Source organism: Zestomonas carbonaria (genome assembly GCF_904061905.1).
Taxonomy (GTDB): Bacteria; Pseudomonadota; Gammaproteobacteria; order Pseudomonadales; family Pseudomonadaceae; genus Aquipseudomonas; species Aquipseudomonas carbonaria.
Genome location: NZ_CAJFCI010000080.1, coordinates 136,293 through 161,330, shown reverse-complemented (window position 1 = coordinate 161,330; position 25,038 = coordinate 136,293). Strand labels below are relative to the sequence as shown.

Annotated in this window: 21 protein-coding genes; 11 read left to right on the top strand and 10 right to left on the bottom strand. The window is 65.2% G+C overall.

Going from position 1 to position 25,038, the window contains the following annotated elements:
• The first annotated feature begins 134 nt into the window (after positions 1–134).
• The 6 genes from PSEWESI4_RS21745 (at position 135) to PSEWESI4_RS21720 (ending at position 6,621) form a co-directional block, all read left to right on the top strand.
• On the top strand, positions 135–1,430 hold the full coding sequence (locus PSEWESI4_RS21745; RefSeq protein ID WP_187673308.1) for an SfnB family sulfur acquisition oxidoreductase: 1,296 nt from the start codon (positions 135–137) through the stop codon (positions 1,428–1,430).
• 3 nt (positions 1,431–1,433) lie between these two features.
• Positions 1,434–2,633, top strand: coding sequence for an SfnB family sulfur acquisition oxidoreductase (locus tag PSEWESI4_RS21740; RefSeq protein ID WP_187673307.1), 1,200 nt, complete (start codon positions 1,434–1,436; stop codon positions 2,631–2,633).
• On the top strand, positions 2,633–4,009 hold the full coding sequence (locus tag PSEWESI4_RS21735) for an LLM class flavin-dependent oxidoreductase (protein WP_187673306.1): 1,377 nt from the start codon (positions 2,633–2,635) through the stop codon (positions 4,007–4,009). Before PSEWESI4_RS21740 ends, PSEWESI4_RS21735 begins: the two co-directional genes overlap by 1 nt.
• 100 nt (positions 4,010–4,109) lie before the next feature.
• Positions 4,110–4,901 carry a MetQ/NlpA family ABC transporter substrate-binding protein gene (locus tag PSEWESI4_RS21730; RefSeq protein ID WP_187673305.1) on the top strand — a complete coding sequence of 264 codons (792 nt, stop codon included), beginning with the start codon at positions 4,110–4,112 and terminating at the stop codon, positions 4,899–4,901.
• Positions 4,902–5,984, top strand: coding sequence for a methionine ABC transporter ATP-binding protein (locus PSEWESI4_RS21725; protein ID WP_187673304.1), 1,083 nt, complete (start codon positions 4,902–4,904; stop codon positions 5,982–5,984). It begins immediately after the preceding gene.
• Complete coding sequence (locus tag PSEWESI4_RS21720; protein WP_456243229.1) at positions 5,974–6,621, top strand: methionine ABC transporter permease; 648 nt, start codon at positions 5,974–5,976, stop codon at positions 6,619–6,621. Before PSEWESI4_RS21725 ends, PSEWESI4_RS21720 begins: the two co-directional genes overlap by 11 nt.
• Before the next feature lie 93 nt (positions 6,622–6,714).
• On the opposite strand, the gene PSEWESI4_RS21715 is transcribed toward PSEWESI4_RS21720, so the two are convergent.
• From PSEWESI4_RS21715 to PSEWESI4_RS21685, 7 genes are all read right to left on the bottom strand, one after another.
• The gene (locus tag PSEWESI4_RS21715) at positions 6,715–7,242 is read right to left on the bottom strand and encodes a flavin reductase family protein (protein ID WP_235978987.1); all 528 of its coding nucleotides are present in this window, start codon (positions 7,240–7,242) and stop codon (positions 6,715–6,717) included.
• Positions 7,243–7,348: 106 nt separating this feature from the next.
• Complete coding sequence (locus PSEWESI4_RS21710) at positions 7,349–8,206, bottom strand: oxidoreductase (protein WP_187673301.1); 858 nt, start codon at positions 8,204–8,206, stop codon at positions 7,349–7,351.
• A 13-nt stretch (positions 8,207–8,219) separates the two neighbouring features.
• Positions 8,220–9,377 (bottom strand): alcohol dehydrogenase, encoded by a 1,158-nt coding sequence (gene yqhD, locus PSEWESI4_RS21705; RefSeq protein WP_187673300.1) that lies wholly within the window; start codon positions 9,375–9,377, stop codon positions 8,220–8,222.
• A 27-nt stretch (positions 9,378–9,404) separates the two neighbouring features.
• Positions 9,405–12,599, bottom strand: a complete 3,195-nt coding sequence (locus tag PSEWESI4_RS21700) for an efflux RND transporter permease subunit (RefSeq protein ID WP_187673299.1) — start codon at positions 12,597–12,599, stop codon at positions 9,405–9,407.
• A gap of 4 nt (positions 12,600–12,603) precedes the next feature.
• A complete protein-coding gene (locus PSEWESI4_RS21695; protein ID WP_187673298.1) occupies positions 12,604–13,791 on the bottom strand; it encodes an efflux RND transporter periplasmic adaptor subunit in 1,188 nt (395 codons plus the stop codon).
• A gap of 47 nt (positions 13,792–13,838) precedes the next feature.
• Positions 13,839–14,105, bottom strand: a complete 267-nt coding sequence (locus PSEWESI4_RS21690; RefSeq protein WP_408004330.1) for a DUF2790 domain-containing protein — start codon at positions 14,103–14,105, stop codon at positions 13,839–13,841.
• Between the two features lie 40 nt (positions 14,106–14,145).
• Positions 14,146–14,976: an oxidoreductase gene (locus PSEWESI4_RS21685; protein WP_187673296.1), complete on the bottom strand. Its 831-nt coding sequence runs from the start codon at positions 14,974–14,976 to the stop codon at positions 14,146–14,148.
• A 128-nt stretch (positions 14,977–15,104) separates the two neighbouring features.
• On the opposite strand from PSEWESI4_RS21685, the gene PSEWESI4_RS21680 reads away from it, so the two are divergent.
• Positions 15,105–15,995, top strand: a complete 891-nt coding sequence (locus tag PSEWESI4_RS21680; RefSeq protein WP_187673295.1) for a LysR family transcriptional regulator — start codon at positions 15,105–15,107, stop codon at positions 15,993–15,995.
• Between the two features lie 112 nt (positions 15,996–16,107).
• On the opposite strand, the gene PSEWESI4_RS21675 is transcribed toward PSEWESI4_RS21680, so the two are convergent.
• Complete coding sequence (locus PSEWESI4_RS21675; protein WP_187673294.1) at positions 16,108–17,448, bottom strand: MFS transporter; 1,341 nt, start codon at positions 17,446–17,448, stop codon at positions 16,108–16,110.
• A gap of 318 nt (positions 17,449–17,766) precedes the next feature.
• On the opposite strand from PSEWESI4_RS21675, the gene PSEWESI4_RS21670 reads away from it, so the two are divergent.
• From PSEWESI4_RS21670 to PSEWESI4_RS21655, 4 genes are all read left to right on the top strand, one after another.
• Positions 17,767–19,203: an aldehyde dehydrogenase family protein gene (locus tag PSEWESI4_RS21670; RefSeq protein WP_187673293.1), complete on the top strand. Its 1,437-nt coding sequence runs from the start codon at positions 17,767–17,769 to the stop codon at positions 19,201–19,203.
• Between the two features lie 1,177 nt (positions 19,204–20,380).
• Positions 20,381–20,683, top strand: a complete 303-nt coding sequence (locus tag PSEWESI4_RS21665) for an ArsR/SmtB family transcription factor (protein WP_187673292.1) — start codon at positions 20,381–20,383, stop codon at positions 20,681–20,683.
• Between the two features lie 155 nt (positions 20,684–20,838).
• Entirely contained in the window at positions 20,839–21,828 is a 990-nt protein-coding gene (locus tag PSEWESI4_RS21660; RefSeq protein ID WP_187673291.1) for a zinc-dependent alcohol dehydrogenase family protein, read from the top strand.
• A gap of 29 nt (positions 21,829–21,857) precedes the next feature.
• On the top strand, positions 21,858–22,208 hold the full coding sequence (locus PSEWESI4_RS21655) for an antibiotic biosynthesis monooxygenase family protein (RefSeq protein WP_187673290.1): 351 nt from the start codon (positions 21,858–21,860) through the stop codon (positions 22,206–22,208).
• Positions 22,209–22,648: 440 nt separating this feature from the next.
• On the opposite strand, the gene PSEWESI4_RS21650 is transcribed toward PSEWESI4_RS21655, so the two are convergent.
• A complete protein-coding gene (locus PSEWESI4_RS21650; protein ID WP_187673289.1) occupies positions 22,649–23,578 on the bottom strand; it encodes an MBL fold metallo-hydrolase in 930 nt (309 codons plus the stop codon).
• Positions 23,579–24,034: 456 nt separating this feature from the next.
• Entirely contained in the window at positions 24,035–25,015 is a 981-nt protein-coding gene (locus PSEWESI4_RS21645; RefSeq protein WP_187673288.1) for an alpha/beta fold hydrolase, read from the bottom strand.
• Positions 25,016–25,038: the final 23 nt, after the last annotated feature.

The window sequence follows — 25,038 nt, the reverse complement described above, 5'->3', positions numbered from 1 at the left end:
ATTTAATGAAATTATTTATCGCCATTTAAGGTATATGGACCGGACCACCGGAGCATCGTAATTCCACTTCCCGCTCCGGTGCCTTGTCTTCTCGACACGCCTTACAGCGGGCGTACCCGAAAGACGAGGTTTGCATGACCGGTCCGACCACCCCAGAGGACACCGCTTCCCACCAGGAAGCATTCGCGAACCCTGGCTCACACCCGGCCTTACCGGCCTCCGACCAGGACATCGCCCCGCCGCTCCACCCCGCCCGAATCCTGCGTACCGACGAAGAAGCCTTGCGCGCCGCCCATGAACTGGCCGAGGCCGCGAAGGCCGAAGCCGTGCTGCGCGACCGCGAGCGCAAGCTGCCCTGGGAACTGGTCGAGCGGTTCACCGCCAGCGGCCTGGGCGGCATCGCCATCCCCGCAGTCTTCGACGGCCCGCAACTGTCCCACGTGACCATCGCCGAGGTATTCCGCATCGTTTCCGCGGTCGATCCGGCCCTGGGCCAGATTCCGCAGAACCAGTTCGGCGTCATCGGCCTGCTGCGGGCCGCCGCCAGCGGGGAACAGCAGCGCCGCCTGTTCGCCAGCGTGCTGGCCGGCTGGCGCATCGGCAACGCCGGCCCCGAGCGCGGCAGCAAGCACACCCTGGACATGCGTGCGCGCATCGAACGGGTGAACGGCCGCCATCTGTTCAGCGGCGAGAAGTTCTATTCCACCGGCGCCCTGTTCGCCCACTGGGTGGCGGCCAAGGCCCTCGACGACCAGGGCCAGCCGGTGCTGGCGTTCATCCAGCGCGGCCGGCCGGGCCTGCGCATCGTCAACGACTGGTCGGGCTTCGGCCAGCGCACCACCGCCAGCGGCACCGTGTTGCTCGACCGGGTCGAGGTGGACGCGGACAACCTGATCCCGCTCGCCCCGCTGACCGACAAGCCGAGCCTGCAAGGCGCCTCCTCGCAACTGATCCAGGCCGCCATCGACCTGGGCATCGCCGACGGCGCCCTGCGCGATGCCATCGCCTTCGTCCGCGACAAGGCGCGGCCGTGGATCGATGCCAAGGTGGACCGGGCCAGCGACGATCCCTACGTGATCGCCGACATCGGTCGCCTGCAGATCGAGCTGCACGCCGCCGAAGCGCTGCTGCGCAAGGCCGGGCGAGTGCTCGACGAAGTGGCCGCCGCGCCCATCGACGTGGACGGCGCGGCACGCGCCTCCATCGCCGTGGCCGAGGCCAAGGCGCTGACCACCGAGATATCCCTGCAAGCCAGCGAGAAGCTGCTGGAGCTGGCCGGCAGCCGCGCCACCCTGGCCGAATTCGGCCTCGACCGGCACTGGCGCAACGCCCGCACCCACACCCTGCACGACCCGGTGCGCTGGAAATACCACGCCATCGGCGCCTGGCACCTCAACGGCCGCCACCCCGCCCGTCACTCCTGGATCTGAGCCATGAACGCACCACTGAAAACCACCACCGCGCTGATCGAGGGCGATGCCCAGGCCCTTGCCATGGCGGAACGACTGGCCGAGCGTTTCGCCCAGGACGCCGCCGAGCGCGACCGCGAGCGGCGCCTGCCCCATGCCGAACTGGAGCTGTTCTCCCAGTCCGGCCTGTGGGCCATCAGCGTGCCGAAGGCGTTCGGCGGCGCCGGCGTCTCCAACGTCACCCTGGCCCGGGTGATCGCCCGTATCGCCCAGGCCGATGCCTCGCTGGGACAGATTCCGCAGAACCATTTCTACGCCCTGGAAGTGCTGCGGGTGAACGGCACCCGGGAGCAGCAGCAACGCCTCTATGCCGAGGTGCTGGCCGGCCAGCGCTTCGGCAACGCCCTGGCCGAGCTGGGCACCAGGACGGCGCTGGATCGCAACACCCGCCTGACCCGCGACGGCGCCGGCTACCGCATCGACGGACGCAAGTTCTACTCGACCGGCGCGCTCTACGCCCAGCGTATCCCCACCCTGGCGGTGGACGAGCACGGCGCCGGCCAACTGGCCTTCGTTCCGCGCCATGCGCCGGGATTGCAAGTGATCGACGACTGGAGCGGCTTCGGCCAGCGCACCACCGGTAGCGGCTCGGTGATCCTCGATGGCGTGCCGGTGGACGCCGACGACGTGGTGCCCTTCCAGGCCGCCTTCGACCGGCCAACCACCGTGGGGCCGCTGGCCCAGTTGCTGCACGCGGCCATCGACACCGGCATCGCCCGTGCCGCCTACCAGGACCTGCTGGCCTTCGTCCGCGACAAGGCGCGACCGTGGATCGACGCCGGCGTGGACAAGGCCAGCGACGACCCGCTGACCCAGCAGGAGATCGGCCGCCTGGCAGTGCGCCTGAGCGCCACCGAAGCCTTGCTGGAGCGCGCCGGGGAGTTCGTCGACCGCGCCCAGGCGGAGCCGGACGAGCAGAATGTGGCCTCCGCCTCCATCGCCGTGGCCGAGGCCCGCGCCATCAGCACCGAAACCTCCCTGCTGGCCACCAGCAAGCTGCTGGAACTGTCCGGCAGCCGCGCCACCCTGGCCGAGTACAACCTCGACCGCCACTGGCGCAACGCCCGCACCCACACCCTGCACGACCCGGTGCGCTGGAAATACCACGCGGTCGGCAACTACTACCTGAACGATGAGCTGCCGCCGCGCCGGGGGACCATCTGATGGCCGCCAAGCAGGTTCTTCTCAACGCCTTCAACATGAACTGCGTCGGCCATATCAACCATGGCCTGTGGACCCATCCGCGCGACCGCTCCACGGATTTCAACCAGTTGGCCTACTGGACCGACCTGGCCCAACTGCTGGAGCGCGGGCTGTTCGACGGTCTGTTCCTCGCCGACATCCTCGGCGTCTACGACGTCTACCAGGGCGGCATCGACCTGACCTTGAAGGAAAGCATCCAGTTGCCGGTCAACGACCCGCTTCTGCTGGTCCCGGCCATGGCCGGCGTCACCCGCCATCTCGGTTTCGGCGTCACCGCCAACCTCAGCTACGAGCCGCCCTTCACCTTCGCCCGGCGGATGTCGACCCTCGACCATCTCACCAATGGCCGGGTCGGCTGGAACATCGTCACCGGCTACCTGGAAAGCGCCGCCAAGGCCATGGGCCTGGAACGGCAGGTGGAGCACGACCGCCGCTACGACCAGGCCGACGAGTATCTGGAGGTGCTCTACAAGCTCTGGGAGGGAAGCTGGGAGGACGACGCCGTGCTGGCCGACCGCCAGCGGCGCATCTACGCCCAGCCGGGCAAGGTGCACAAGGTCCGCCACCAGGGCGAGTTCTACCGGGTCGAGGGCTACCATCTGAGTCAGCCCTCGCCGCAGCGCACCCCGGTGCTGTACCAGGCCGGCTCCTCCGAACGCGGCCTGCTGTTCGCCGGGCGGCATGCCGAGTGCGTGTTTATCGGCGGCAGCGACCACGCGGCGGTGCGTGCGCAGGTGGATAAGGTGCGCGCCAGTGCGGTGGCCGCCGGCCGTCCGGCGGACGCAATCAAGGTATTTATGGGCATCAGCGTCATCGTCGCGCCGACCGAGGCGCAGGCCCGCGACAAGCACGCCGAATACCTGCTCTACGCCAGCCCCGAGGCCGGCATCGCGCATTTCTCCAGCTCTACCGGCATCGACCTGGCCGCCTTCGGCCTGGACGAGCCGATCGTCGAGCGCAAGACCAACGCCATCGAGTCGGTGGTCAAGACCTTCACCGGCTGGACCAAGCGCCGCCTGCTGCAGCAGCACGCCCTCGGCGGCCGCTACCCGCTGGCCATCGGCTCGCCCGCGCAGGTCGCCGACCAGTTGCTGGCGTGGATCGACGAGACTGGCCTGGACGGCTTCAACCTGACCCGCACCGTCACCCCGGAAAGCTACGTCGACTTCATCGACCTGGTGGTGCCGGAACTGCAGAGCCGCGGCCGCTACAAGACCGCCTACGAAGAAGGAACCTTGCGCCACAAGCTGTTCGGCCAGGGCTCGCGACTGCCTCGGGAACACGCCGGCGCGGCCTGGCGCGCCCAGCCCGAAAACACCCGCCGCTCGAACCTGTAGGAGCCAGCTTGCTGGCGATCCGCTGGCTCGGCGTCACGGCAAACACCGGGATCGCCAGCAAGCTGGCTCCTACACCCACTCTCATCAAAGGACAGACGACATGCGCAAGACCCTGCAAACCCTGACCCTCGGCCTGCTGCTCGGCAGCGGCCTGGCCCAGGCCGAACAGCCGCTCAAGCTCGGCACCACCGCCGCCTTCGCCCCGCCCCTGGAAGTGGCGGTGGAAGAAGCCGCCAAGCAGGGCCTGAAGGTGGAGCTGGTGGAGTTCAGCGACTGGATCGCGCCCAACGTCAGCCTGGCCAACGGCGACATCGACGTGAACTACTTCCAGCACATCCCCTTCCTGGAGAACGCCAAGGCGGAAAGCGGCTTCGACCTGGTGCCGGTGGCTCGCGGGGTAATCAACAACGTCGGCCTCTACTCGAAGAAGCACAAGGACTTCGCCAGCCTGCCGGACGGCGCCAAGGTGGCCATCGCCAACGACCCGATCAACGGCGGACGCGGCCTGCAACTGTTGGAGAAGGCCGGGCTGATCACCCTCAAGCCCGGCGTCGGCTACAAGGCCACCCTCGCGGACGTCACCGACAACCCCAGGCACATCCGCATCATCGAGCTGGAAGCCGTGCAACTGGTACGCGCCCTGGATGAAGTCGACCTCGCCCAGGGCTATCCCCACTACATCCGCCTGGCCGGCACCCACGATCCGGAATCGGCCCTGCTGTTCGACGGCGTGGACAACCCGGAATACATCATCCAGTTCGTCGCCCAGCCGCAGAAGGCCGGCGACCCGCGCCTGCTCAAGTTCATCGACATCTACCAGCACTCGCCCAAGGTCCGCGCCGCCCTCGACAAGGCCCACGGCAAGCTCTACCAGCCGGGTTGGGAAAGCTGAATGAGCGGTTTCGACTCCCACCTGCAACAGGCGGCGAGCCTGGCCGGCGAAGCGCAATTGCGCTTCGCCGGCCTCGGCAAGACCTACCCCAACGGCGTCCAGGCGCTGCGCGACATCGAGCTGGACATCCAGCGCGGCGAGGTATTCGGCATCATCGGTCGCAGCGGCGCCGGCAAGTCCTCGCTGCTGCGCACCATCAACCGCCTGGAACAGCCCAGCAGCGGCCGGGTGCTGATCGACGGCATCGACATCGCCCTGTACGACGAGGATCGCCTGGTCGAACTGCGCCGGCGCATCGGCATGATCTTCCAGCACTTCAACCTGATGTCGGCCAAGACCGTGCGGCAGAACGTCGAGTTGCCTTTGCGGGTGGCCGGGGTGCCGCGCGAAGCGCGCCGGCGCAAGGTGGACGAACTGCTGCAACTGGTCGGCCTGCGCGCCAAGCACGACGTCTACCCGGCGCAGCTCTCCGGCGGCCAGAAGCAGCGCGTCGGCATCGCCCGCGCCCTGGTGCACGATCCCGAGATATTGCTGTGCGACGAGGCCACCAGCGCGCTGGACCCGGAAACCACCCAGTCGATCCTCGCCCTGCTGCGCGAGATCAACCAGCGCCTGGGCCTGACCATCGTGCTGATCACCCATGAGATGGCGGTGATCCGCGAAATCTGCGACCGCGTGGTGGTGCTGGAGCACGGCGAGGTGGTCGAGCAGGGCCCCGTCTGGCAAGTGTTCGGCGCACCGCGCCATGCCGTCACCCGCACCCTGCTGGCGCCGCTGCAACACGGCCTGCCGGACGACTTGCAGGCGCGCCTGCGACCCCATCGCTCGCAACCGGACGACGCCCTGGTACTGCGCCTGCGCTTCGCCGGCACGGGCCGCCAGCCGGACCTGCTGGCACTGGGCACGGCCCTGGGTGGGCGGGTGACGCTGATCGACGGCGGCATCGAGCGCATCCAGGGCCATGCCCTGGGCAACCTGCTGCTGGAAATCGGCGGCTCGCCGCTGGACGCCGAACGACTACTGGAAAACGCCCGCCAACTGGCGGACGACGCGGAGGTGCTGGGTTATGTCGCTGCTGTTTGATCGCCTCTGGCAGGGCCTGCTGGATACCCTGCTGATGGTCGGCGTGTCGTCGCTGATCGCCCTGCTGGCCGGCATCCCCCTCGCGGTGTTCCTGGTCACCAGCGGCAAGGGCGGCATCTTCGAGGCGCCCAGGCTGAATCAGGTGCTGGGCGCCATCGTCAACCTGTTCCGCTCCATTCCCTTCTTGATCCTGATGGTGGCGCTGATCCCCTTCACCCGCCTGGTGGTCGGCACCACCTACGGCGTGTGGGCCGCCGTGGTGCCGCTGACCATCGCCGCCACGCCGTTCTTCGCGCGGATCGCCGAGGTCAGCCTGCGTGAAGTCGACCAGGGCCTGATCGAAGCGGCCCAGGCCATGGGCTGCCGGCGCTGGCACATCGTCTGGCACGTGCTGCTGCCGGAGGCGCTGCCGGGCATCGTCGGCGGCTTCACCATCACCCTGGTGACCATGATCAACTCCTCGGCCATGGCCGGCGCCATCGGCGCTGGCGGCCTCGGCGACCTGGCCTACCGCTACGGCTACCAGCGCTTCGACAGCCAGGTGATGCTCACCGTGATCGTGGTATTGGTGGCCCTGGTGTGCCTGATCCAGTTCGGCGGCGACCGGCTCGCCAAGGGGCTCAACCGCAGGGCTTGATGCCGGTAAGCCTCCGGTTTTTTTGTGGGATGGGGGCAACCCATCGATTCCGTGGTGATGGGTTGCACCCATCCTACGAGAGCGTCAGCGTGGCTACAGCATCCACGGCCGGAAGAGCGCCTTCCGGTCGATGATCCTGCCGGACACCATGAACACCCCGTCGCCGGTGTAGTGCAGTGTTTCCGGATGCTCCGGCGAGGCGGTCACGTGGGCCTTCACGACTTCGAATATGAAGAAGTTGTACCTGTCGACCAGCACGTCGTCGTACAGCCGGCATTCGAAGTTGGCGTGGCATTCCCTGATCAGGGGCGCGGCAACCTGCCGGGCCTTGCCGGGGGTCAGGCCGAACTCCTTGAACTTGTCGATCTCCGCCCCGGTGGTGTTGCCGATCCCGACGACTTCGTCGGTCAGCGCCGTGGTCGGCAGGTTGATCACGCATTCGCCGCTGTCGCGGATCATCCCGAAGCTGTGGTTGCCGGAAGAGATCAGGCAGCCCACCAGCGCCGGAGTGAATTCCAGGACCATGTGCCAGCCCATGGTCATGATGTTCGTCCTGCCCTGCCACTTCGACGACACGAGCACGACGGGGCCGGGCTCCAGGTAGCGGCGTACCTGGCTCACCGGGAAGTCCCTTTTCCTGGGATGCGTTGCCACCATTGCCCTCCTTCGCTTGCGGAAACGGGTCACGCCGGGCGCACCGCGCGATGCGCCCGGCGTAGTCAGGCAATCAGCGTTCGTCCTCGGGATAGTCCGCGGACTCGCTCACCGTCGCCCAGCCGTCGATATCCCGCTGCAACATCTCCAGCTTGTTGCGCGCACCGGCGAGCGCCGCCTTGCCCAGCAGCAAGCGTAGCGGCGGATTCCCGGCTTCGACAGCCTGCACGATGGCCGCGGCGGCCCGCACCGGATCGCCCGGCTGCTGGCCGCTGTAGCCACGGATCATGCGCAGGCGGGCGCCAGCGGTCGCATCGTAGTCGGCGATGGTCGTCGGCGCCTCGTTGGCCGAACGGCCCGCCCACTCGGTGCGGAACGGACCCGGTTCGACCAGCAGCACCTTGATGCCCAGCGGCGCGACTTCCTGGGACAGGGACTCGGACAGCGCCTCCACCGCGAACTTGCTGGCGTTGTAGAAGCTCAGCGCCGGGAAGGCCGCCAGGCCGCCGACCGAGGAGATGTTGACGATGGTGCCGCTGCGCCGGCCGCGCATGCCGGGCAGCACCGTGCGGGTCATGTCGGCCAGGCCCCAGACGTTGATCTCGAACATACGCCGGACCTCGTCGATCTCGCTTTCCTCGAACGAGCCGAAGTAGCCGATGCCGGCATTGTTGACCAGCACGTCGATCCGCCCGAAACGCTCTTCCGCCGCGCTGACGGCGGCGCGAACCTGCCCGGGATCGGTCACGTCGAGGGCCAGCACCAGCGCCCTCTCCTCGTGCCCCGCGACCAGTTCCCGGAGCTGTTCGGGATTGCGCGCGGTAACCGCCGCCCGATAGCCGAGCGCCAGGATGTGGCGCGCCAGCTCGCGGCCGAAGCCCGTGGAGCAACCGGTGATGAACCAGACGGGTGTGTTGGAAGCCGTACTCATGATGCTCTCCTCGTCAGATGGCGTTTTCCAGGATCTGCCGGCTGATGTCCGGCGTGATGTCACGGTGCTCGCCCAGGGCGACCATGCCGTGTTCGACCAGCTTGTCGACGATCGTCGGGATACCGCTGCCATCGAGCCCATGGCCGGATAGCCGGGTTGGCATGCCCATGCGCTCGAAGAAGCCCCGGGTCGCCTCGATGGCGGCGTCGATCCGCTGTTCCTCGCTGCCTTCGCGCAGGTTCCAGACCCGCTCGGCGTATTGCAGCAGCTTGGCCCGCTTGGCCTCGCGGGTGAGGCGCAGCAGCGACGGCAGCACGACCGCCAGGCTCTGCGCATGGTCGATGCCGTGCAGGGCGGTCAGTTCGTGGCCGATCATGTGCGACGCCCAGTCGTGCGGTACGCCGGAACCGATGTAGCCGCTCAGCGCCATGGTCGCCGCCCACATGATGTTGGCGCGCACCGAATAGTTCTCGGGCTCCTCCAGGGCGCGCGGCCCATCCTCGATCAGGGTCAGCAGCAACCCCTCGGCGAAACGATCCTGCAACTTGGCGTCCACCGGGTAGGTCAGGTACTGCTCGGTGGTGTGCACGAAGGTATCCACCACGCCATTGGCGATCTGCCGGGGCGGCAGGCTGTAGGTGGTGGTCGGGTCGAGCACCGAGAAGCGCGGGATCACGTTCGGCGAGTGGAAGTCCAGCTTGTCGCCGGTCTCCGGGCGGCTGATCACCGCGCCCTCGTTGAACTCCGAACCGGTCGCCGGCAGGGTCAGCACGCAGCCGAAGGGCACCGCGTCGAACACCAGGCGCTGGCGCTTGGCGACGATGTCCCAGGGATCACCGTCGTAGCGCAGGGCCCCGGCGATGAACTTGGTGCCGTCGATCACCGAACCGCCGCCGACCGCCAGGATGAAGTCGACGCCCTCCTCCCGCGCCAGGTCGATGGCCCGGCACAGGGTCTGGTAGGACGGATTCGGCTCGATGCCGCCGAACTCGACGTGGAAGCGGCCATCCAGGGCGCGGTAGACCTGCTCCAGTACGCCGTTCTGCTTAATGCTGCCGCCGCCGTAGGTGATCATCAGGCGGGCGTATTCCGGGATTTCTTCGGCGATCCGCGCGATCTGTCCCTCGCCGAACAGCAGGCGCGTGGGCCGGTGAAGCATGAAGTCATGCATGGGGTGTCTCCTTGGTGAGAGCGGTTTTCAGGAGGTGGGCAGCGGTCGTTCCGAATGACCGGCCGGCGCCGCCTCGCCATGCCGGCGAAGGGCCCGGTTGCCGGTCAGGGCACGCAGCAGGACGTAGAACACCGGGGTCAGGAACAGGCCGAAGAAAGTCACGCCGAGCATGCCGGCGAACACCGTGATCCCCATGACATGGCGCACCTCGGAGCCGGCGCCGCTCGAATACACCAGGGGCAGCACGCCCATGATGAAAGCCACGGAGGTCATCAGGATCGGCCGCAGGCGCAGCCGGCAGGACTCGATGGCCGCCTGCACCGGTGTGCGGCCGGCGAACTCCAGCTCGCGGGCGAACTCGACGATGAGGATGGCGTTCTTCGCCGAAAGCCCCACCAGCACCATCAGGCCGATCTGCGTGAAGATGTTGTTGTCGCCCCCGGTCAGCCACACCCCGGTGAGCGCCGAGAGCAGCGCCATCGGCACGATGAGGATGATCGAGAACGGCAAGGCCAGGCTCTCGTAGAGCGCCGCGAGCACCAGGAACACCAGCAGCACCGCCAGCGGGAACAGCCAGAACGCGGAGTTGCCGGCGAGGATTTCCTGGTAGGTCAGGTCGGTCCACTCGAAGGCGATGCCGGCCGGCAGCGTCTCGGCGGCGATCCGCTCGATGGCCTCGCGGGCCTGGCCGCTGGAGTAGCCCGGCGCGGCCGCGCCGCTGATGTCGGCGCTGGGATAGCCGTTGTAGCGCATGGCCCGCTCCGGGCCGTATCCCGGGCGGATCGTCAGCAGGGTTTCCAGCGGCACCATCTCGCCGCTGGCCGAACGCACGCGCAGCGCGCCGATGTCTTCGGCATGCGCGCGAAACTCCGCGTCGGCCTGGGCGCGTACGGTGTAGGTACGGCCGAACTGGGTGAAGTCGTTGACGTACAGGCTGCCCAGGTAGATCTGCAGCGTGCTGAAGATGTCGCTGACGGCGACGCCCAGTTGCCGCGCCTTGACCCGGTCGACCTCCGCCTGCAACTGCGGGACGTTGACCTGGAAGCTGGAGTACATCCCGGTCAGCTCCGGCGCCTGGGAGGCGGCGGCGATGAACTGCTTGGCGGCGTCGTCCAGCGCCGGATAGCCCAGCGCCGCCCGGTCCTCGAGCTGCAGGCGGAACCCGCCCGTGGTGCCCAGGCCGCGTACCGGCGGCGGACTGAAGATGACGATCCGCGCTTCCTTGATCGCCGCGAACTCGCGGCCCAGGTCGGCGGCGATGGCCCTGGCGCTGTGCGCCTCGCCCACCCGCTCTGCGAACGGCTTGAGGTTGACGAAGGCGATGCCGGCGTTGGAGCTGTTGGTGAAACCGTTCACCGACATGCCGGGGAACGCCAGGGACGCACGCACGTCCGGGTGACGCAGGGCGATGTCGCTGACCTGGCGGACGATCTGCTCGGTGCGGTCCAGGGTGGCGCCATCCGGCAACTGCACCACCGCCAGCAGATAGGTCCGGTCCTGCGCCGGCACGAATCCGCCCGGCACGTTCCTGAACAACAGCACGGTCACGCCGGCCAGCACGAGGTAGACGCCCAGCAGCAGCCCCTTGCGCGTCAGCGAGCCGCGCACGCTGCGGCCATAGCCCGCCGAGCCGCGCTCGAACAGGCGGTTGAAGCCACGGAAGAAGCGCCCCAGCACGGCATCCATGATCCGCGTCAGGCGATCCTTCGGCGCGCCGTGGGGTTGCAGCAGCAGCGCGGCCATGGCCGGCGACAGGGTCAGCGAGTTGAAGGCCGAGATCACCGTGGAGATAGCGATGGTCAGGGCGAACTGACGATAGAACTGCCCGGTCAGCCCACTGGTGAAGGCCAGCGGCACGAACACCGCGCACAGCACCAGGGCGATCGCCACGATCGGCCCGGACACCTCGCGCATGGCCTGGTAGCTGGCCTCCCTCGGCGAGAGTCCGGCCGCGATGTTGCGCTCGACGTTCTCCACCACGACGATGGCGTCGTCCACCACGATACCGATGGCCAGCACCAGGCCGAACAGGGTCAGGGTGTTGATCGAGAAGCCGAACGCCAGCATCACCGCGAAGGTGCCGACCACCGAGACCGGCACCGCCAGCAGCGGAATGATCGAGGCGCGCCAGGTCTGCAGGAACAGGATCACCACCAACACCACCAGGCCGACCGCCTCCAGCAACGTGGTGGTCACCGCCTGGATCGAGGCGGTGACGAACTGGGTGGGGTCGAAGACGATGCGGTAGTCCACGCCCTCGGGCATGTACTGTTTCAGCTCGGCCATCGCCTGGCGCACTTCGTTGCCGATCGCCACGGTGTTCGAGCCCGGCGCCTGCAGGACGAACAGCGCCGCCGCCGGCTGGTTGTCCATCAGCGCCCGGGCCGCGTATTCGGCGCTGCCCAGCTCGATGCGGGCGACGTCGCGCAGGTAGGTCACCGCGCCATCCGCACCGGTGCGCACGACGATGTCGCCGAACTCCTCCACGTCCTGCAGGCGCCCCTGCACGCTGATCGACATCTGCGTGGAAACGTCGGACAGGCTGGGGCTGGCGCCGATGATCCCGCCCGCCGCCTGGACGTTCTCCTGGCGGATCGCCGCCACCACGTCGCTGGCGGCCAGCCCGCGCTCGCTCAGCTTCTGCGGGTCGAGCCAGATGCGCATGGCGTACTCGCCGGCCCCGCGGACCTGGACATTGCCGACGCCCTGGATGCGCGCCAGCCGGTCGCGCACGTTGAGGATCGCGTAGTTGTTCAGGTAGGTCATGTCGTAGCGTTCGCCCGGCGAGTACAGGTGCACCACCAGGGTCAGGTCCGGCGTGGTCTTGACCGTGGTCACGCCGAGCCGCTGTACCTCCTCGGGCAGTCGGGACTCGGCCTGGGTCACGCGGTTCTGCACCAGTTGCTGGGCCAGGTTCGGGTCCATGCCGAGACGGAAGGTGACCGTCAGGGTCAGCAGGCCATCGGTGGTCGCCTGGCTGCTCATGTAGAGCATGTCTTCGACGCCGTTGATGGACTCCTCCAGCGGCATCGCCACGGTCTGCGCGATCACCTCCGGACTGGCGCCGGGGAAGCGCGCGCTGACCACCACCGTGGGCGGCACCACCTCCGGGTATTCGGATACCGGCAACTGGGGAATGGCCACCAGCCCGGCGACCAGCACCAGCACCGACAGCACGCCGGCGAAGATCGGCCGGTCGATGAAGTAGTTGGAGATGTTCATGGCGCTACTCCCGGAAATCGGCGGACGCGAGTCGTGTGCCGTCCATGCCGACCGGTTGCGGCGCGACGAGGCTGCCGGGGCGGATGCGCTGCAAGCCGTTGACGACGATGCGCTCCCCTTCGGCCAGCCCGGACGAGACGATCCGCAGCCCATCTACCCGCGCGCCCAGGGATACTTCGCGATAGGTCGCCTTGTTGTCGGCGTCCACGACCATCACGTAGCGGCGGTTCTGGTCCGTGCCGATGGCGCGCTCATCCACCAGCAACGCCTCGACGGACTCGGCCTGGCCCATCCGCAGGCGCGCGAACTGGCCCGGCGTCAGGTGGCCATCGGGATTGGGAAATACCGCCTGGACGCGGACGGTGCCGGTACGGGAATCGACCTGGTTGTCGATCAGTTGCAGGTGTCCCTCGGCCTGGCTCGCACCGTTGCCCAGCATTCGCACCGGAACGGCGGACGGGTCGTCCCGGCGCGCCGGATCGCCAAGGGCCTGCGCGACGGCCTGTTCGTCCGCATCGAAGCTGACCCGAATGGGATCGATCGACACCAGGGTGGTGAGCACCGGGCTGTTGGGACCGGCATCCACCAGGTTGCCGACCGTCACCTCCCGGCGCCCGATACGGCCGGACACCGGCGCGCGGATCTCGGTGTAGCCCAGGTTCAGGCGGGCCATCCGCAGGTTGGCCTGGGCCGCCTTCAGGCCGGCATCGGCTTCGAGCAGTTCGCTCTCGCGCTGCTCCACCAGGTTCTGGGCGATGGCGCGGGACGGCCACAAGCGCCTGGCCCGTTCCGCTTCGCTCCGGCTGTAGGACCACCGCGCCCGCGCCGCGGCGACTTGCGCCTCGGCCTGGGCCACGGCGGCCGCGAAGGGTTCCGGGTCGATGGTCAACAGCGGGTCACCCTGCTCGACCCGCTGCCCCTCGACGAAATGGATCGCCTGGACCTCGCCGGAAACCCTCGAGCGAATCGCAACCCGCTCGATCGCTTCGAGGCGACCGGAAAACTCGTCCCAGGTCCGCACCTCGCGCTTCTCCACGGTGGCGACGGTCACCTCCACGGCAGGCACCATCGTCGCCGGAGCAGGAGCAGCCGCGGGCTCCTGCGCCAGCCAGAAGGTAGCGGCCGCTGCGGCGGCCAGTACCGGGAGAGTAACCACCAGGCGCGCACGCCCTTGCATCAATCGAACGCTCATGATCGCGGCTCCGCTATCGATGACCTTCGGAGAAAGCGGCCAGGGCGTCAGCCCTGGCAACCGTTACCTATCACCCGGTACTGCAGTGTGTGACGATCACCCTGCGAGTCCTCGTAGGTCATCTCGACGGGCACGACCCCGCAGACATTCGGGATATCGCTGTGGGACACCACCCGGGCGATATCCAGGTCCATGCCGTAGCGGTACTTCACGGCATTGCCGCTCGCCCCGGACGACGACACCGGAGCGGATTCGCCAGCCACCACCTGGCCCGCCATCAGCAGGCCCGCCAGTGAAATCAGGATTTTCTTCATCGGTTTCATCGGTCTTTCCTCCACATGGGGGACGGCCTTTTCAGGCCGTGTAATCGGTGGACAGAGCCAGCTCTTTCCAGTCGGCTATCTCGCTGGCGACGAGACGGTTCTTCGCCTCGATCCGCGCCAGCGTGTCGCTGCCCAGCGGCAGGCGTTGCGGCGGGTTCGGGGCATTCACCAGGGCCAGCATCGCCTCGGCGAACTTGACCGGATCGCCGGGCTGGGCGTGGTTGGCGTCCTTGGCAAAGCGGCGCATGGCGCCGACGGTTTCGTCGTAGTCCGGCAGCTCCAGCGCGGTCTTCACCAGCGACTGCTCGTCGAGGAAGTCGGTGCGGAAGAAGCCGGGCTCGACCACGGTGGCGTGGATGCCCAGGGGCGCCAGCTCCTGGTGCAGCGCCTCGGTGATGCCTTCCACCGCGAACTTGGTGGAGCCATACACCCCCCAGCCCATGTAGGCCTGGTAGCCGCCGATGGAGGAGATGTTGATCACGTGCCCGGAACGCTGGCGGCGCATGTGCGGCAGCACCGCGCGGATCACGTTGAGCACGCCGAACACGTTGGTGGCGAACAGCCGGTCGACCTCGACGGCGCTGGTTTCCTCCACCGCGCCGAGCACGCCATAGCCGGCGTTGTTGATCAGCACGTCGATGCGACCGAAGCGCTTGATCCCTTCGGCGACCGCCTGGAGGGCATCGCTTTCACGGGTGACGTCCAGTCGGACGGCCAGCAGGTTGGGATGGTCGCCCAGCCGCTCGACCACGTCGGCGGGTTTGCGGGCGGTGGCGATGACGGCATCGCCGGCCTGCAGGGCTTTTTCTGCGATCAGGGCGCCAAAACCACGAGATGCCCCAGTAATCAGCCAAGTGCGCATATCAACTCCTCCTGTTCGAACCCCCACACCATGCGGGGGTTTCTCGATGAGTTGACGTCACTCTAAGATTCAATTACTGATGTGATAATCCCAAGAAAATGGCATGAGCCTGTGAGCAAAATTCACAAATGAAACCTGTCTCCGCCGCTGATCTTTCAATCTTCCTCAGCATCGCCCAGCACCTCAGCTTCAGCCGGGCGGCGGTCGATCTCGGCCTGTCGCCGTCGGCCCTCAGCCATGCCCTGCGCGGCCTGGAGGAACGCCTGGGCGTCCGGCTGTTCAACCGCACCACTCGCAGCGTGGCCCTGACCGAGGCGGGCGAACGCCTCTACTCACGCGTCAAGCCAGCGTTCCGCGACATCGACGACGCCCTGGAGGACCTCAACAGCTTCCGCGACAAACCCTCCGGGACCCTGCGCCTCAATGCCGGCCGCCCCGCCGCGCAACTGGTGCTGCTGCCGTTGGTGAGCCGCTTCCTCGAGGTCTACCCGGACATCCGCATCGAGGTCGTCGCGGACGATGCGCTGGTGGACGTGGTGTCCGCCGGCTTCGATGCCGGCGTGCGCTTCGGCGAGCGCCTGGAAGCGGACATGGTGTCGCTGGCCATCGGCCCCTACATGCGCTCGGTGGTGGTCGGCGCGCCGGAACTCTTCCAGCGCCACCCCGTTCCGCAGAAACCCCAGGACCTGCACCGCCTGCCCTGCATCCGGCACCGCTTTCCCAGCGGCAACTACTACCGCTGGGAATTCGAACGCGCCGGCATCGCCCAGGAGATCGAAGTGGACGGCCCCCTGACCCTGAGTGACGTCGACCTGATGGTCGGCCCGGCGCTACAGGGCGTCGGCCTCGCCTACGTCTTCGAAGACATGGTCAAGGAGCCAATCGCCGACGGGCGCCTGGTCCAGGTGCTGGAAGACTGGTGCCCCTACTATCCGGGGCTGCACCTCTACTACCCCAGCCGACGCCAGGTGCCCGCCGCGCTCAAGGCCTTCATCGAATTCGCCCGCGCGGCGCGGTAGGGTTGCTGGTGTTTATTGGTTCCCCGCGAACGCGGGGAACCAATAAAAGCCGGCCCCCAACGAAAAAAGGCCGAACCCGCCCCGGGATCCGGCCTTCGCACTACCTGCGCGCTCAGCGCAGCGGCTTGCCCATCATCTCCGGCATCCGGAAGTAGACGATGCAACTCACCAGGCTCACCGCCACCAGGTAGATCCAGAACAGATGCCCATAACCCCAGCCCGACATCGCGGTCATGATGTAGGGCGAGGTGCCGCCGAACAGCGTGACCGACAGCGCATACGGCAGCGCGATGCCGGTCACCCGCACCTCGGCCGGGAACTGCTCGGCCATGGTCACCGCCGAGGCGGCGCCGAAGCCGGTCATGATCACCATCGAGATGGTCTGCAACATCGCCACCTCCACCAGGCCGATACCCTCGTAGAGCAGGCCGAAGCTCGGCCAGGCCCAGAGGATCGAGCACACGGCGAAGGCGATCAGCACCGGGCGCCGGCCGATGCGGTCGGCCAGCATGCCGGCCAGGGGCATCAGCAGCAGCGACACCGAGACCGCGATCACCCCGCACAGCAGCGTCTCGCGGATCGGCATGCCGGTGACCAGATGGACCTGCGACGGATAGCTCACCATCCACACGTAATTGAGCAGGTTGCCCGCCATGGCGATCCCGATGACCCGGCCGACATCCTTACGGTGCTTGGTGAAGATTTCCCGGACCGGGCGTTTCTCGATGGCGCTCTTGGCGACGCGCGACTTGAACACCTCGGTCTCGCGCACCGACAGGCGAATCCACAGGGTCAGCACGCCCATCAGCGCGGCGATGACGAACGCCACGCGCCAGCCCCAGTCCTCCAGGGCGGTATCGCTGCCGACCGAGGCCAGCACGAAGCCCAGCAGGAAGGACACCAGGGTGCCGGCATTGATCGCGAACCACTGCCAGGAACCGGCGAAGGCGCGACGATGGGCAGGCGCCGACTCGATCAGGAAGGCCGAGGCGGAGCCGAACTCGCCACCCGCCGAGAAGCCCTGGGCCAGGCGCGCCAGCACCAGGATGATCGGCGCGGCGATGCCAATGCTTTCATAGTTGGGGCAGATGCCGATGACCAGCGAGGCCAGCGACATCAGCAGGATCGACAGGGTCAGGCCCTTCTTGCGACCGTAACGGTCGGCGAAAGCGCCGAGCACCGCGCCACCGATGGGACGCATGAGGAAGCCCACCGCGAACACCGCGAGCACCGACAGCAGCGCCGTCAGGCTGTTGCCGGCCGGGAAGAACTGCTTGGCGAGGATCGAGGAGAAGGTCGCGTAGATCACCCAGTCGGTGTACTCGACGATGGTGCCGAGCGTCGCCGCCACGATGGCCTTCTTCTCCGCATAGGTCAGCTTGCGACCCTTGGTTTCCAGGCCCGCGCCGGCGTCGGGCGCGAGGGCATATACCGCACTATTGTCGTTACTCATTGCTGGCTCCCGTGAGCACACTTCTTGTTGTTGGATAGCGTGAACGATGGCAGCAAGCCCATGAGGGGTGAAGCGAGTTTTCCGCCCTGTTCGGTTGACTAAATATCAACCTGAAAACGCGACCTGGATACGCCTTGGAGATAGACAGGACCTGGTCCCTCCACTCGACTCGATTGACTTTTTCTCAATGCCTTGCAGCCGAAATCTCCATTGAAGACAGACCGCTTCCAGGGATGAACTTGACGGTAATGAGCAAGGTATCGAACAACGAGAGGCCCATCGATGAATGAGCCTGGAACACAGTGAGGAGACTCGAAGATGTTGTTGAAAGTTGATAGTTACGTCGGCGGCCGGTACCTCCAACCTGCCGAAGGACACTACGTCGACAAGATCGACCCGCGCACCGGCGAGAAAATGGGCGAGGTCGCCAACAGCGGCCCTCGCGAAGTGGAGCTCGCCATCCAGTCCGCCGCCGACGCGCAACCCGCCTGGCGCGACATGCGGCCTTCCGAGCGCGGCCGCATCCTCGTCGAACTGGCCCGCATCATCCGTCGCAGCGAAGACCGCCTCGGCGCCCTGGAAAGCGCCGAAACCGGCAAGCCCGGCCGCGAGATGGCCACCCTGATGGACCTGACCGCCCAGTACTTCGAATTCTACGCCGGCATCGTCAACGTCATGGACGGCGAAGTCATCAACCAGGGCCCCAACTACCACGTCTACACCCGCCGCGATCCGTTCGGCGTGATCGGCGCCATCCTGCCCTGGAACGCCCCGCTGCATCAGGCGGCCCGCGCCATCGCACCAGCCCTGGCGACCGGCAATACCGTGGTCGCCAAACCCTCCGAGCACACCTCCGCCTCGCTGGTGGAACTCGCCCGCATCGCGGTGGAAGAAGCCGGCCTGCCCGCCGGCGTGTTCAACGTGGTGGTCGGCAAGGGCAGCGTCATCGGCCCGGTCATGGCCCGCCACCCGCTGATGCGCAAGATCTCCTTCACCGGCGGGCTGACCGCCGGCCAGGAACTGGGCCGGATCGCCGCCGAACGCATCCTGCCGCTGACCCTGGAACTCGGCGGCAAGTCCGCCAACATCGTCTTCGACGACGCCGACCTGGCCGCCGCCGCCAAGGGCGCGACCACCGCCTTCACCTGGAACAGCGGCCAATGGTGTGCCGCCGGCACCCGGCTGCTGGTCCAGGAAAACATCCACGACCGCTTCGTCGAGAAACTGGTGGCCGAGGTCGCGGCACTGCGCGTCGGCCCGGAACATGACGCCACCTCCGGCCCCATCACCACCCGCGCCCAGTTCGAGAAGATCCAGAGCTACTTCGAAATCGCCGAACGCGAGGGCCTGAAGCCGGCCATCGGCGGCAAGGCCGCCAGCGGCGACCATCTCGGCGGCGGCTGGTACATCGAACCCACCGTCTACACCGGCGTGACCAACGACATGACCCTGGCCAAGGAAGAAATCTTCGGCCCCATCCTCTGCGTCATCCCCTTCAAGGACGAAGCCGACGCCCTGCGACTCGCCAACGACAGCGAATTCGGCCTGGGAGCCGGCATCTGGAGCCGCGACATCGGCCGCGTCCACCGCGTCGCCGCCAGCCTGGAAGCCGGCCGGATCGTGGTCAACGAATACAGCGGCGGCTTCGTGCAGACACCCTGCGGCGGCTTCAAGCAAAGCGGCTACGGACGCGAACAAGGCATCGACGCCCTCTCCCACTACACCCAGCTCAAGTCGGTGATCATCCGGCTCTGAGGCAATCCAGACGCCTAGCCAGATGCCCCGCGCCGAGTTGGACTCGGCGCGGGGCATTGGCGTTTATGGGGGCTTTTGAGGATGGCGGGGATGTCTACGAGCTCAAGCGAAGCGAGTGGCAGAGAGCGGCCATTCGGCAAAGGCAGATTTCGACCCATTGCGATCGCTCGCAAAAGCTGGTGGACAAGAAAGCGTTGTCCATCCTACATAGCGATCAAGTCCGCGTAGGGTGGAAAACCGCGGAGCGTTTTCCACCAGTGATCGTCCTGACTATCTCGCTGCATACCGTGTGTCCCACTGGGACAGTTGGCGGTAACCGACCCGCTGCGGACGGTTTAGCGACGCAGGGTGGACAATGTTTACTTGTCCGCCAGCCTGCGACTGGCCGATTGCTGCCTCTGGCGAGAGGTAGCTACCGCCCGATTCTGTTGAAAAAGTCGCTTTATGAGAGAGCTGCATTTCGGCAGCTCAAAAATCGCTCGATTCCGGCGTTGCTACGTAAAAACCAAGACAGCTCTGTCTTCTGAACGCACCAGATTTCAACGTCGCTCACGCTCTTTCATGGGCAAAAATCGCGACGGGACTTTTTCAACAGAATCGCCCCAAAGCGGTCAGCCAAGCTGTCACGGTGATCTCCTGAGAAGCTTGGCAATCCGGTTCATCAGATACGTGACTATGGGTCAGTCGACCCGTTTGAGCGTGACGTCAATGTTGCCGCGGGTGGCGTTGGAGTACCGGACCGAACTTGAGCCGTTCAAAGGCACCTCACTAGGCTCTGTACGAAAGTGCCTGCGCTCGGTGATGCTTCGTTAAAAATCGGTTCGGAATGCTCATTTAGCACTCGTAAACTCGATCGCGAGCCCGGTCCGTTCCTCACCGATTTTTGCCTCGCCTGACCTTCGCTCGACGACTTTTCGTGCAGACCCTAGCAAAGAGGGGTACTCACAGGTGCGGACCGTCAGCCTCATTCGCACGTGCTTTGTGATGACTTTGAAGGCGAACGGACTGTCAAAAAGCGAGGGCGAATTGAGTACGAACCCTCCCTTTCAGGAGGCTAGCAAATTTGAGAGTTGCTACGGAGTCTGGCTGATCCTGCGGCAGCAACCCTCGGATTGCATGTCCGACGGGCGGCTGATTCTCGCATTGACATATCGGTAAATCTCGATATTATCGAGCCATGGAACTGATCGAAGTATTCAAAGCCCTCTCAAACCGTACGCGCCTTGAAATCCTGAAGAGGTTGAAGGATCCGGTGAAGAACTTCCCTCCACAAGATGAAGGGGACGTTCATACGGTGGGCGTCTGCGTCAGCAGTATTCAAGAAGGCGTCGGCCTGTCGCAGTCGACGGTGTCCGATTACCTTGCGACGCTGCAACGAGTGGGCCTGGTCGAAGTCCGTCGCATCGGGCAGTGGACTTACTACAAGCGCAATGAAGCAAACATCAGGGCTCTTGCCGAGCTCATAGGAAAGGAGCTGTAATTTTTTACCCTTATATATCGATAAATCCCGATATTCCTTTTTACCGAAGCGAGGAACTGACAATGAACTGAGACCATAGGGAAAGCCCGTAAATTTTTTTGCCTTTATATATCGAAAATTCCCTATATCCCTTTTTACCGAAACGAGGATCTATCATGAAAGCGCTGATACTTAAATCATTTGGGGGCCCGGAATCGTTCGAGCTGCGCGACGTACCCAAGCCAGTGCCGCACGCTGGACAAGTGCTGGTGCGGGTACACGCAACCTCCATCAATCCGTTGGATTTCCAGGTCCGACGTGGTGATTACACCGACCTGGTGCCACTGCCGAGCATTACCGGACATGACGTATCGGGTGTTGTCGAAGCGGTTGGCCCGGGTGTGACGAGCTTCGTGCCAGGCGACGAAGTCTGGTACACCCCGCAAATTTTTGACGGCCCTGGAAGTTATGCCGAATACCACGTTGCTGCCGAAAGCATTGTCGGTAAGAAGCCTTCGGCGCTGAGCCATCTCGAGGCGGCCAGCCTGACCCTGGTTGGCGGGACGGCGTGGGAAGCATTGGTCGTACGTGCGGCGCTCAGAGTGGGTGAGAGCATCCTGGTGCACGGCGGCGCGGGAGGTGTCGGTCATGTGGCGATCCAGTTGGCAAAAGCCATGGGCGCCAGGGTGTTCACCACCGTGCGCGAAGCAAACTTTGAGTTCGCACGGAGTCTGGGTGGCGATGTGGTCATCGACTACGAGAAAGAGGATTACGTCGACGCCATCCTGCGGGAAACCGGTGGCCACGGAGTCGATGTGATATTCGACACCATCGGCGGCAACACATTGTCGCGCAGCCCCGACGCGCTCGCACAACTTGGCCGCGTGGTCTCGATTGTGGACATTGCCCAGCCACAAAACCTCGTTCAAGCCTGGGGCAAGAACGCGAGTTATCACTTCGTTTTCACAAGACAGAACCGCGGCAAGCTCGATGAGTTGAGCGCGCTGGTCGCGCGCGGTCAGCTGCGGCCACACGTTGGCGCCGTCTATTCGCTTGCCGACATTCCACGCGCCCACGCGCTGCTGGAGAGCCCCAACAACGGTCTCCAGGGAAAAATCGCGATTGCAGTCGAGCCACAGGCTCATCCCGTCAGCGCGCATGTTTAACCGTTGAACCCAATTTGAGGGAATGCCCCATGATTTATGAAATCGCTCTACTGCCCGTTCACAAAGAACACATTGAACAGTTCAGGCGTGCATTTACCAAAGTCGCTCCTTTGCTCCGCCGCGCAAAGGGTTACGGTGGTCACATGCTTGCGCAAGGTATCGAAACCCCACAGCTATTCAACCTGATAGTACGGTGGCAATCCCTCGAAGATCACACGCCGAGCTTCGAGGCGAGTGAAGACCATCGGATCTTCATGATGGGTTTAGAGGAATATTTTTCGGAAGAACCGACGGTCTACCACATTGAAGGTGCACCTTTTACTACTGGAGAACATAACGATCAGAACAGCACCTTTGACACGGCATTGCCAGTACCTTAGGAAGGTTCTTGGCTTTAAAGAATTGATCGTTTTGATAAATATTCGGGCCAGATGTCGCCAACTTTTAGTGATCGCAATTTGACCTGACAGTTCCTGCTTTTGAGTCTACGACTGTCAGGTCAAATTCAACTGTTCAGTGTGATGGATTTATTGCGATCAAACTAAACAGGTACTGATCGGAGACTGGATCGACTGACTGCTCCTGGGCGGTCGCTGCCACTTGCTACTGACTGCCTTCAGCCAAGAGTGGAATCATCAAGGCTTCGGAAAAAACCGACGGCTATCGAAAGCGCAATGAGTTCCCCGCCGGTGAACTCGCCACGCCCCACCTCGTAGACGCCGTCTCATCCCATGATTCAGATCTGGGCCTCCATCCGCCCCCTACACCCCGCATGAGCAGGCTGCCTTGGCTTTGACGGAGGCCCGAATCCAACAAGCGGTCAGTAGTCCCAGAAGGCCGCTACCCAGCGGAAGGCGTCGCCGTCGACGGCCACCCGGCCAACGGAGGGGAACGGCAGGTGCGTGGCTACCAGCAGTTCACCGCTTGCCGCCGCCTCCTGCAGGAGGCGAACTCGAACGCGAACCGACTCCTCGGGGTCATGTTCGAAGCCGTTGTGCCAGTCGGGGTGGTCGAAGGCGACCGGGAACAGGGCGTCGCCTGCGAAGGTCAGCCGTTCGCCGCCGGAGGTCACGTAGACCACGCAGTGTCCCGGCGTGTGGCCGCCGGTGAGTTTGGCGACCACGCCCGGCGCCACCTCGTGTTCATCCTCGAACGTCCGCAGCTTGTCGTGGTATGCCTTCATGAACTGCTCGGCGGTCGAGCGCAGGACATCCGGCACCGGCGACGGCATGGAGGTGAGGGAGAAATCGGGTGACGCCCAGAACTCGACCTCGGTAGCCGCGACGTGGATCCGCAGGTCCGGGCGCAGCCGGTTCTTCACTTCGTCGACGAGCAGCCCGCCGATATGGTCCATGTGCATGTGGGTGATCACCACGTCGGTCACGGACGCCAGGTCGATACCGGCGGCCTCCAGTCGCCTGGGGAACTGCCCGGCCCGTGGAAAGCCGGGGAACTGCCCTCCCAGTCCGGCGTCGACGAGGATGGTCTGGTCGCCGCTACGCACCACGAGAACGTTCAGCGCCCAATCGAATGCGTCCGGCCCCAGGAACATGTCCTTGAACCAGGCCGCGCGGGCGGCCGGGTCGGCATTGGTGGACATCGTCGCGGTCGGCAGCGGCAGCACCCCATCGCTGACCACCAGCACGTCGATCTCGCCGACCCGCAGCGCATAGCGCGAAGGAACCAGCTCCTCGAACTCCCGCTGAGCGGTCCTTTTCTGATCGGTGTTTTTTTTCAGTTGCATTGTCATGGTCGCTCTCCTGTTGCTTGGATCAAGAGTCTCAGGCGAAAGCCGCTCACAGTGGTCAACAACCGGGAAGTGGCTACTTCAAGTTCGGTGGAGCGATATATGAGCTCCGAAATGCAGGGATCCATATTCGTTACAGCGAATCGCCCGCTGTGAGTCCATGCTATTGACGGATTCTTCCTGGCGCACTTCTACATCGGGTCAGTAGAGCTATACGTCAGCGGCAGGGATATATACGAAGGTATCTGTTGGGTGCCGGAAAACTTACAGGAGTTGCAATAACTTCTTGCTTGGCGGTCGCTGGATATCAATGAACTTTCCGGTGCCGTACGAGTTGGTTCGCCATCATCGAAAACCGATATTACGGCGTATTTGTCAGTAAGGTCCGGTGCAACAGCATCCGGACCTTTTCGCATTCAATCGCCAACGGTGAGGACGAGCCTCGCGATGGCTTGCCCATCACCCTTTGATGAACGCAAGCAGATCCGCATTGATGACCTCGGCATGGGTGGTGCACATGCCGTGGGGCAGATCGGGATAGGTCTTCAGGGTGCCTCGCTTGAGCAGCTTGATGGCCAGTCGTGCCGAGTCGTCGATGGGAACGACCTGATCGTCTTCGCCATGCAGTAGCAGCGTCGGAACCTCTATCTTCTTCAGGTCTTCGGTGAAGTCGGTTTCCGAAAAGGCGGCGATGCAGTCGTAGTGAGCCTTGGCACCACCGGTCATGCCCTGGCGCCACCAGTTGTCGATCACGGCTTCGGAAGCCTTGGCGCCCGGCCGGTTGAAGCCGTAGAAGGGGCCTGCCGCCACATCCCGGTAGAATTGCGCGCGATTTGCCGCGAGGGCCTGGCGGAAACCGTCGAAGACCGTCAGCGGCAAGCCGCCCGGGTTCTTTTCCGTACGGACCATGATCGGCGGTACGGCACCAATGAGCGCCGCCTTGGCCACACGGCCACCACCGCCATGGCGAGCGACGTAGCGGGCTACCTCGCCACCGCCGGTCGAGTGGCCAACGTGCACGGCGTTCCTGAGGTCCAGGTGGGCCACCAGTTCCGCCACGTCGGCAGCGTAGGTGTCCATCTCGTTGCCTGCGGATGTTTGCGTGGAACGGCCGTGGCCTCGCCGGTCATGGGCGATGACCCGGTAGCCCTGGCCGAGGAAGAACAGCATCTGGGCATCCCAGTCGTCGCTGGACAGCGGCCAGCCGTGATGGAACACGATGGGTTGGCCGGTGCCCCAGTCCTTGTAGAAAAGACGCGTGCCATCTCTGAGAGTGAGGTAGCCCGAGCCCTGGCTCTTGCCGCTCGTTCCGCCCTTCGCAGAAGCCGCGCCCTTGCTCGATTGGCCCGCCAGGGCAGGCACGGCCACTGCCAGCGCTGCCGCCGTTACGCCGGCGCTCATCAGCGCGCGGCGGGTGGTTCCTGTAGTCTCGTCGGTCATGGTGAAAGCTCTCGTCTGGGTAC

Excerpts from the sequence above, each read along its gene's own strand:
- PSEWESI4_RS21670 (WP_187673293.1), top strand. The coding sequence starts at position 17,767 with ATGTTGTTGAAAGTTGATAGTTACGTCGGCGGCCGGTACCTCCAACCT.
- PSEWESI4_RS21740 (WP_187673307.1), top strand. The coding sequence starts at position 1,434 with ATGAACGCACCACTGAAAACCACCACCGCGCTGATCGAGGGCGATGCC.
- PSEWESI4_RS21680 (WP_187673295.1), top strand. The coding sequence starts at position 15,105 with ATGAAACCTGTCTCCGCCGCTGATCTTTCAATCTTCCTCAGCATCGCC.
- PSEWESI4_RS21725 (WP_187673304.1), top strand. The coding sequence starts at position 4,902 with ATGAGCGGTTTCGACTCCCACCTGCAACAGGCGGCGAGCCTGGCCGGC.
- PSEWESI4_RS21735 (WP_187673306.1), top strand. The coding sequence starts at position 2,633 with ATGGCCGCCAAGCAGGTTCTTCTCAACGCCTTCAACATGAACTGCGTC.
- PSEWESI4_RS21650 (WP_187673289.1), bottom strand. The coding sequence starts at position 23,578 with ATGACAATGCAACTGAAAAAAAACACCGATCAGAAAAGGACCGCTCAG.
- PSEWESI4_RS21730 (WP_187673305.1), top strand. The coding sequence starts at position 4,110 with ATGCGCAAGACCCTGCAAACCCTGACCCTCGGCCTGCTGCTCGGCAGC.
- PSEWESI4_RS21675 (WP_187673294.1), bottom strand. The coding sequence starts at position 17,448 with ATGAGTAACGACAATAGTGCGGTATATGCCCTCGCGCCCGACGCCGGC.
- PSEWESI4_RS21655 (WP_187673290.1), top strand. The coding sequence starts at position 21,858 with ATGATTTATGAAATCGCTCTACTGCCCGTTCACAAAGAACACATTGAA.
- yqhD (WP_187673300.1), bottom strand. The coding sequence starts at position 9,377 with ATGCATGACTTCATGCTTCACCGGCCCACGCGCCTGCTGTTCGGCGAG.
- PSEWESI4_RS21690 (WP_408004330.1), bottom strand. The coding sequence starts at position 14,105 with ATGAAGAAAATCCTGATTTCACTGGCGGGCCTGCTGATGGCGGGCCAG.
- PSEWESI4_RS21710 (WP_187673301.1), bottom strand. The coding sequence starts at position 8,206 with ATGAGTACGGCTTCCAACACACCCGTCTGGTTCATCACCGGTTGCTCC.
- PSEWESI4_RS21695 (WP_187673298.1), bottom strand. The coding sequence starts at position 13,791 with ATGAGCGTTCGATTGATGCAAGGGCGTGCGCGCCTGGTGGTTACTCTC.
- PSEWESI4_RS21645 (WP_187673288.1), bottom strand. The coding sequence starts at position 25,015 with ATGACCGACGAGACTACAGGAACCACCCGCCGCGCGCTGATGAGCGCC.
- PSEWESI4_RS21685 (WP_187673296.1), bottom strand. The coding sequence starts at position 14,976 with ATGCGCACTTGGCTGATTACTGGGGCATCTCGTGGTTTTGGCGCCCTG.
- PSEWESI4_RS21700 (WP_187673299.1), bottom strand. The coding sequence starts at position 12,599 with ATGAACATCTCCAACTACTTCATCGACCGGCCGATCTTCGCCGGCGTG.
- PSEWESI4_RS21660 (WP_187673291.1), top strand. The coding sequence starts at position 20,839 with ATGAAAGCGCTGATACTTAAATCATTTGGGGGCCCGGAATCGTTCGAG.
- PSEWESI4_RS21745 (WP_187673308.1), top strand. The coding sequence starts at position 135 with ATGACCGGTCCGACCACCCCAGAGGACACCGCTTCCCACCAGGAAGCA.
- PSEWESI4_RS21665 (WP_187673292.1), top strand. The coding sequence starts at position 20,381 with ATGGAACTGATCGAAGTATTCAAAGCCCTCTCAAACCGTACGCGCCTT.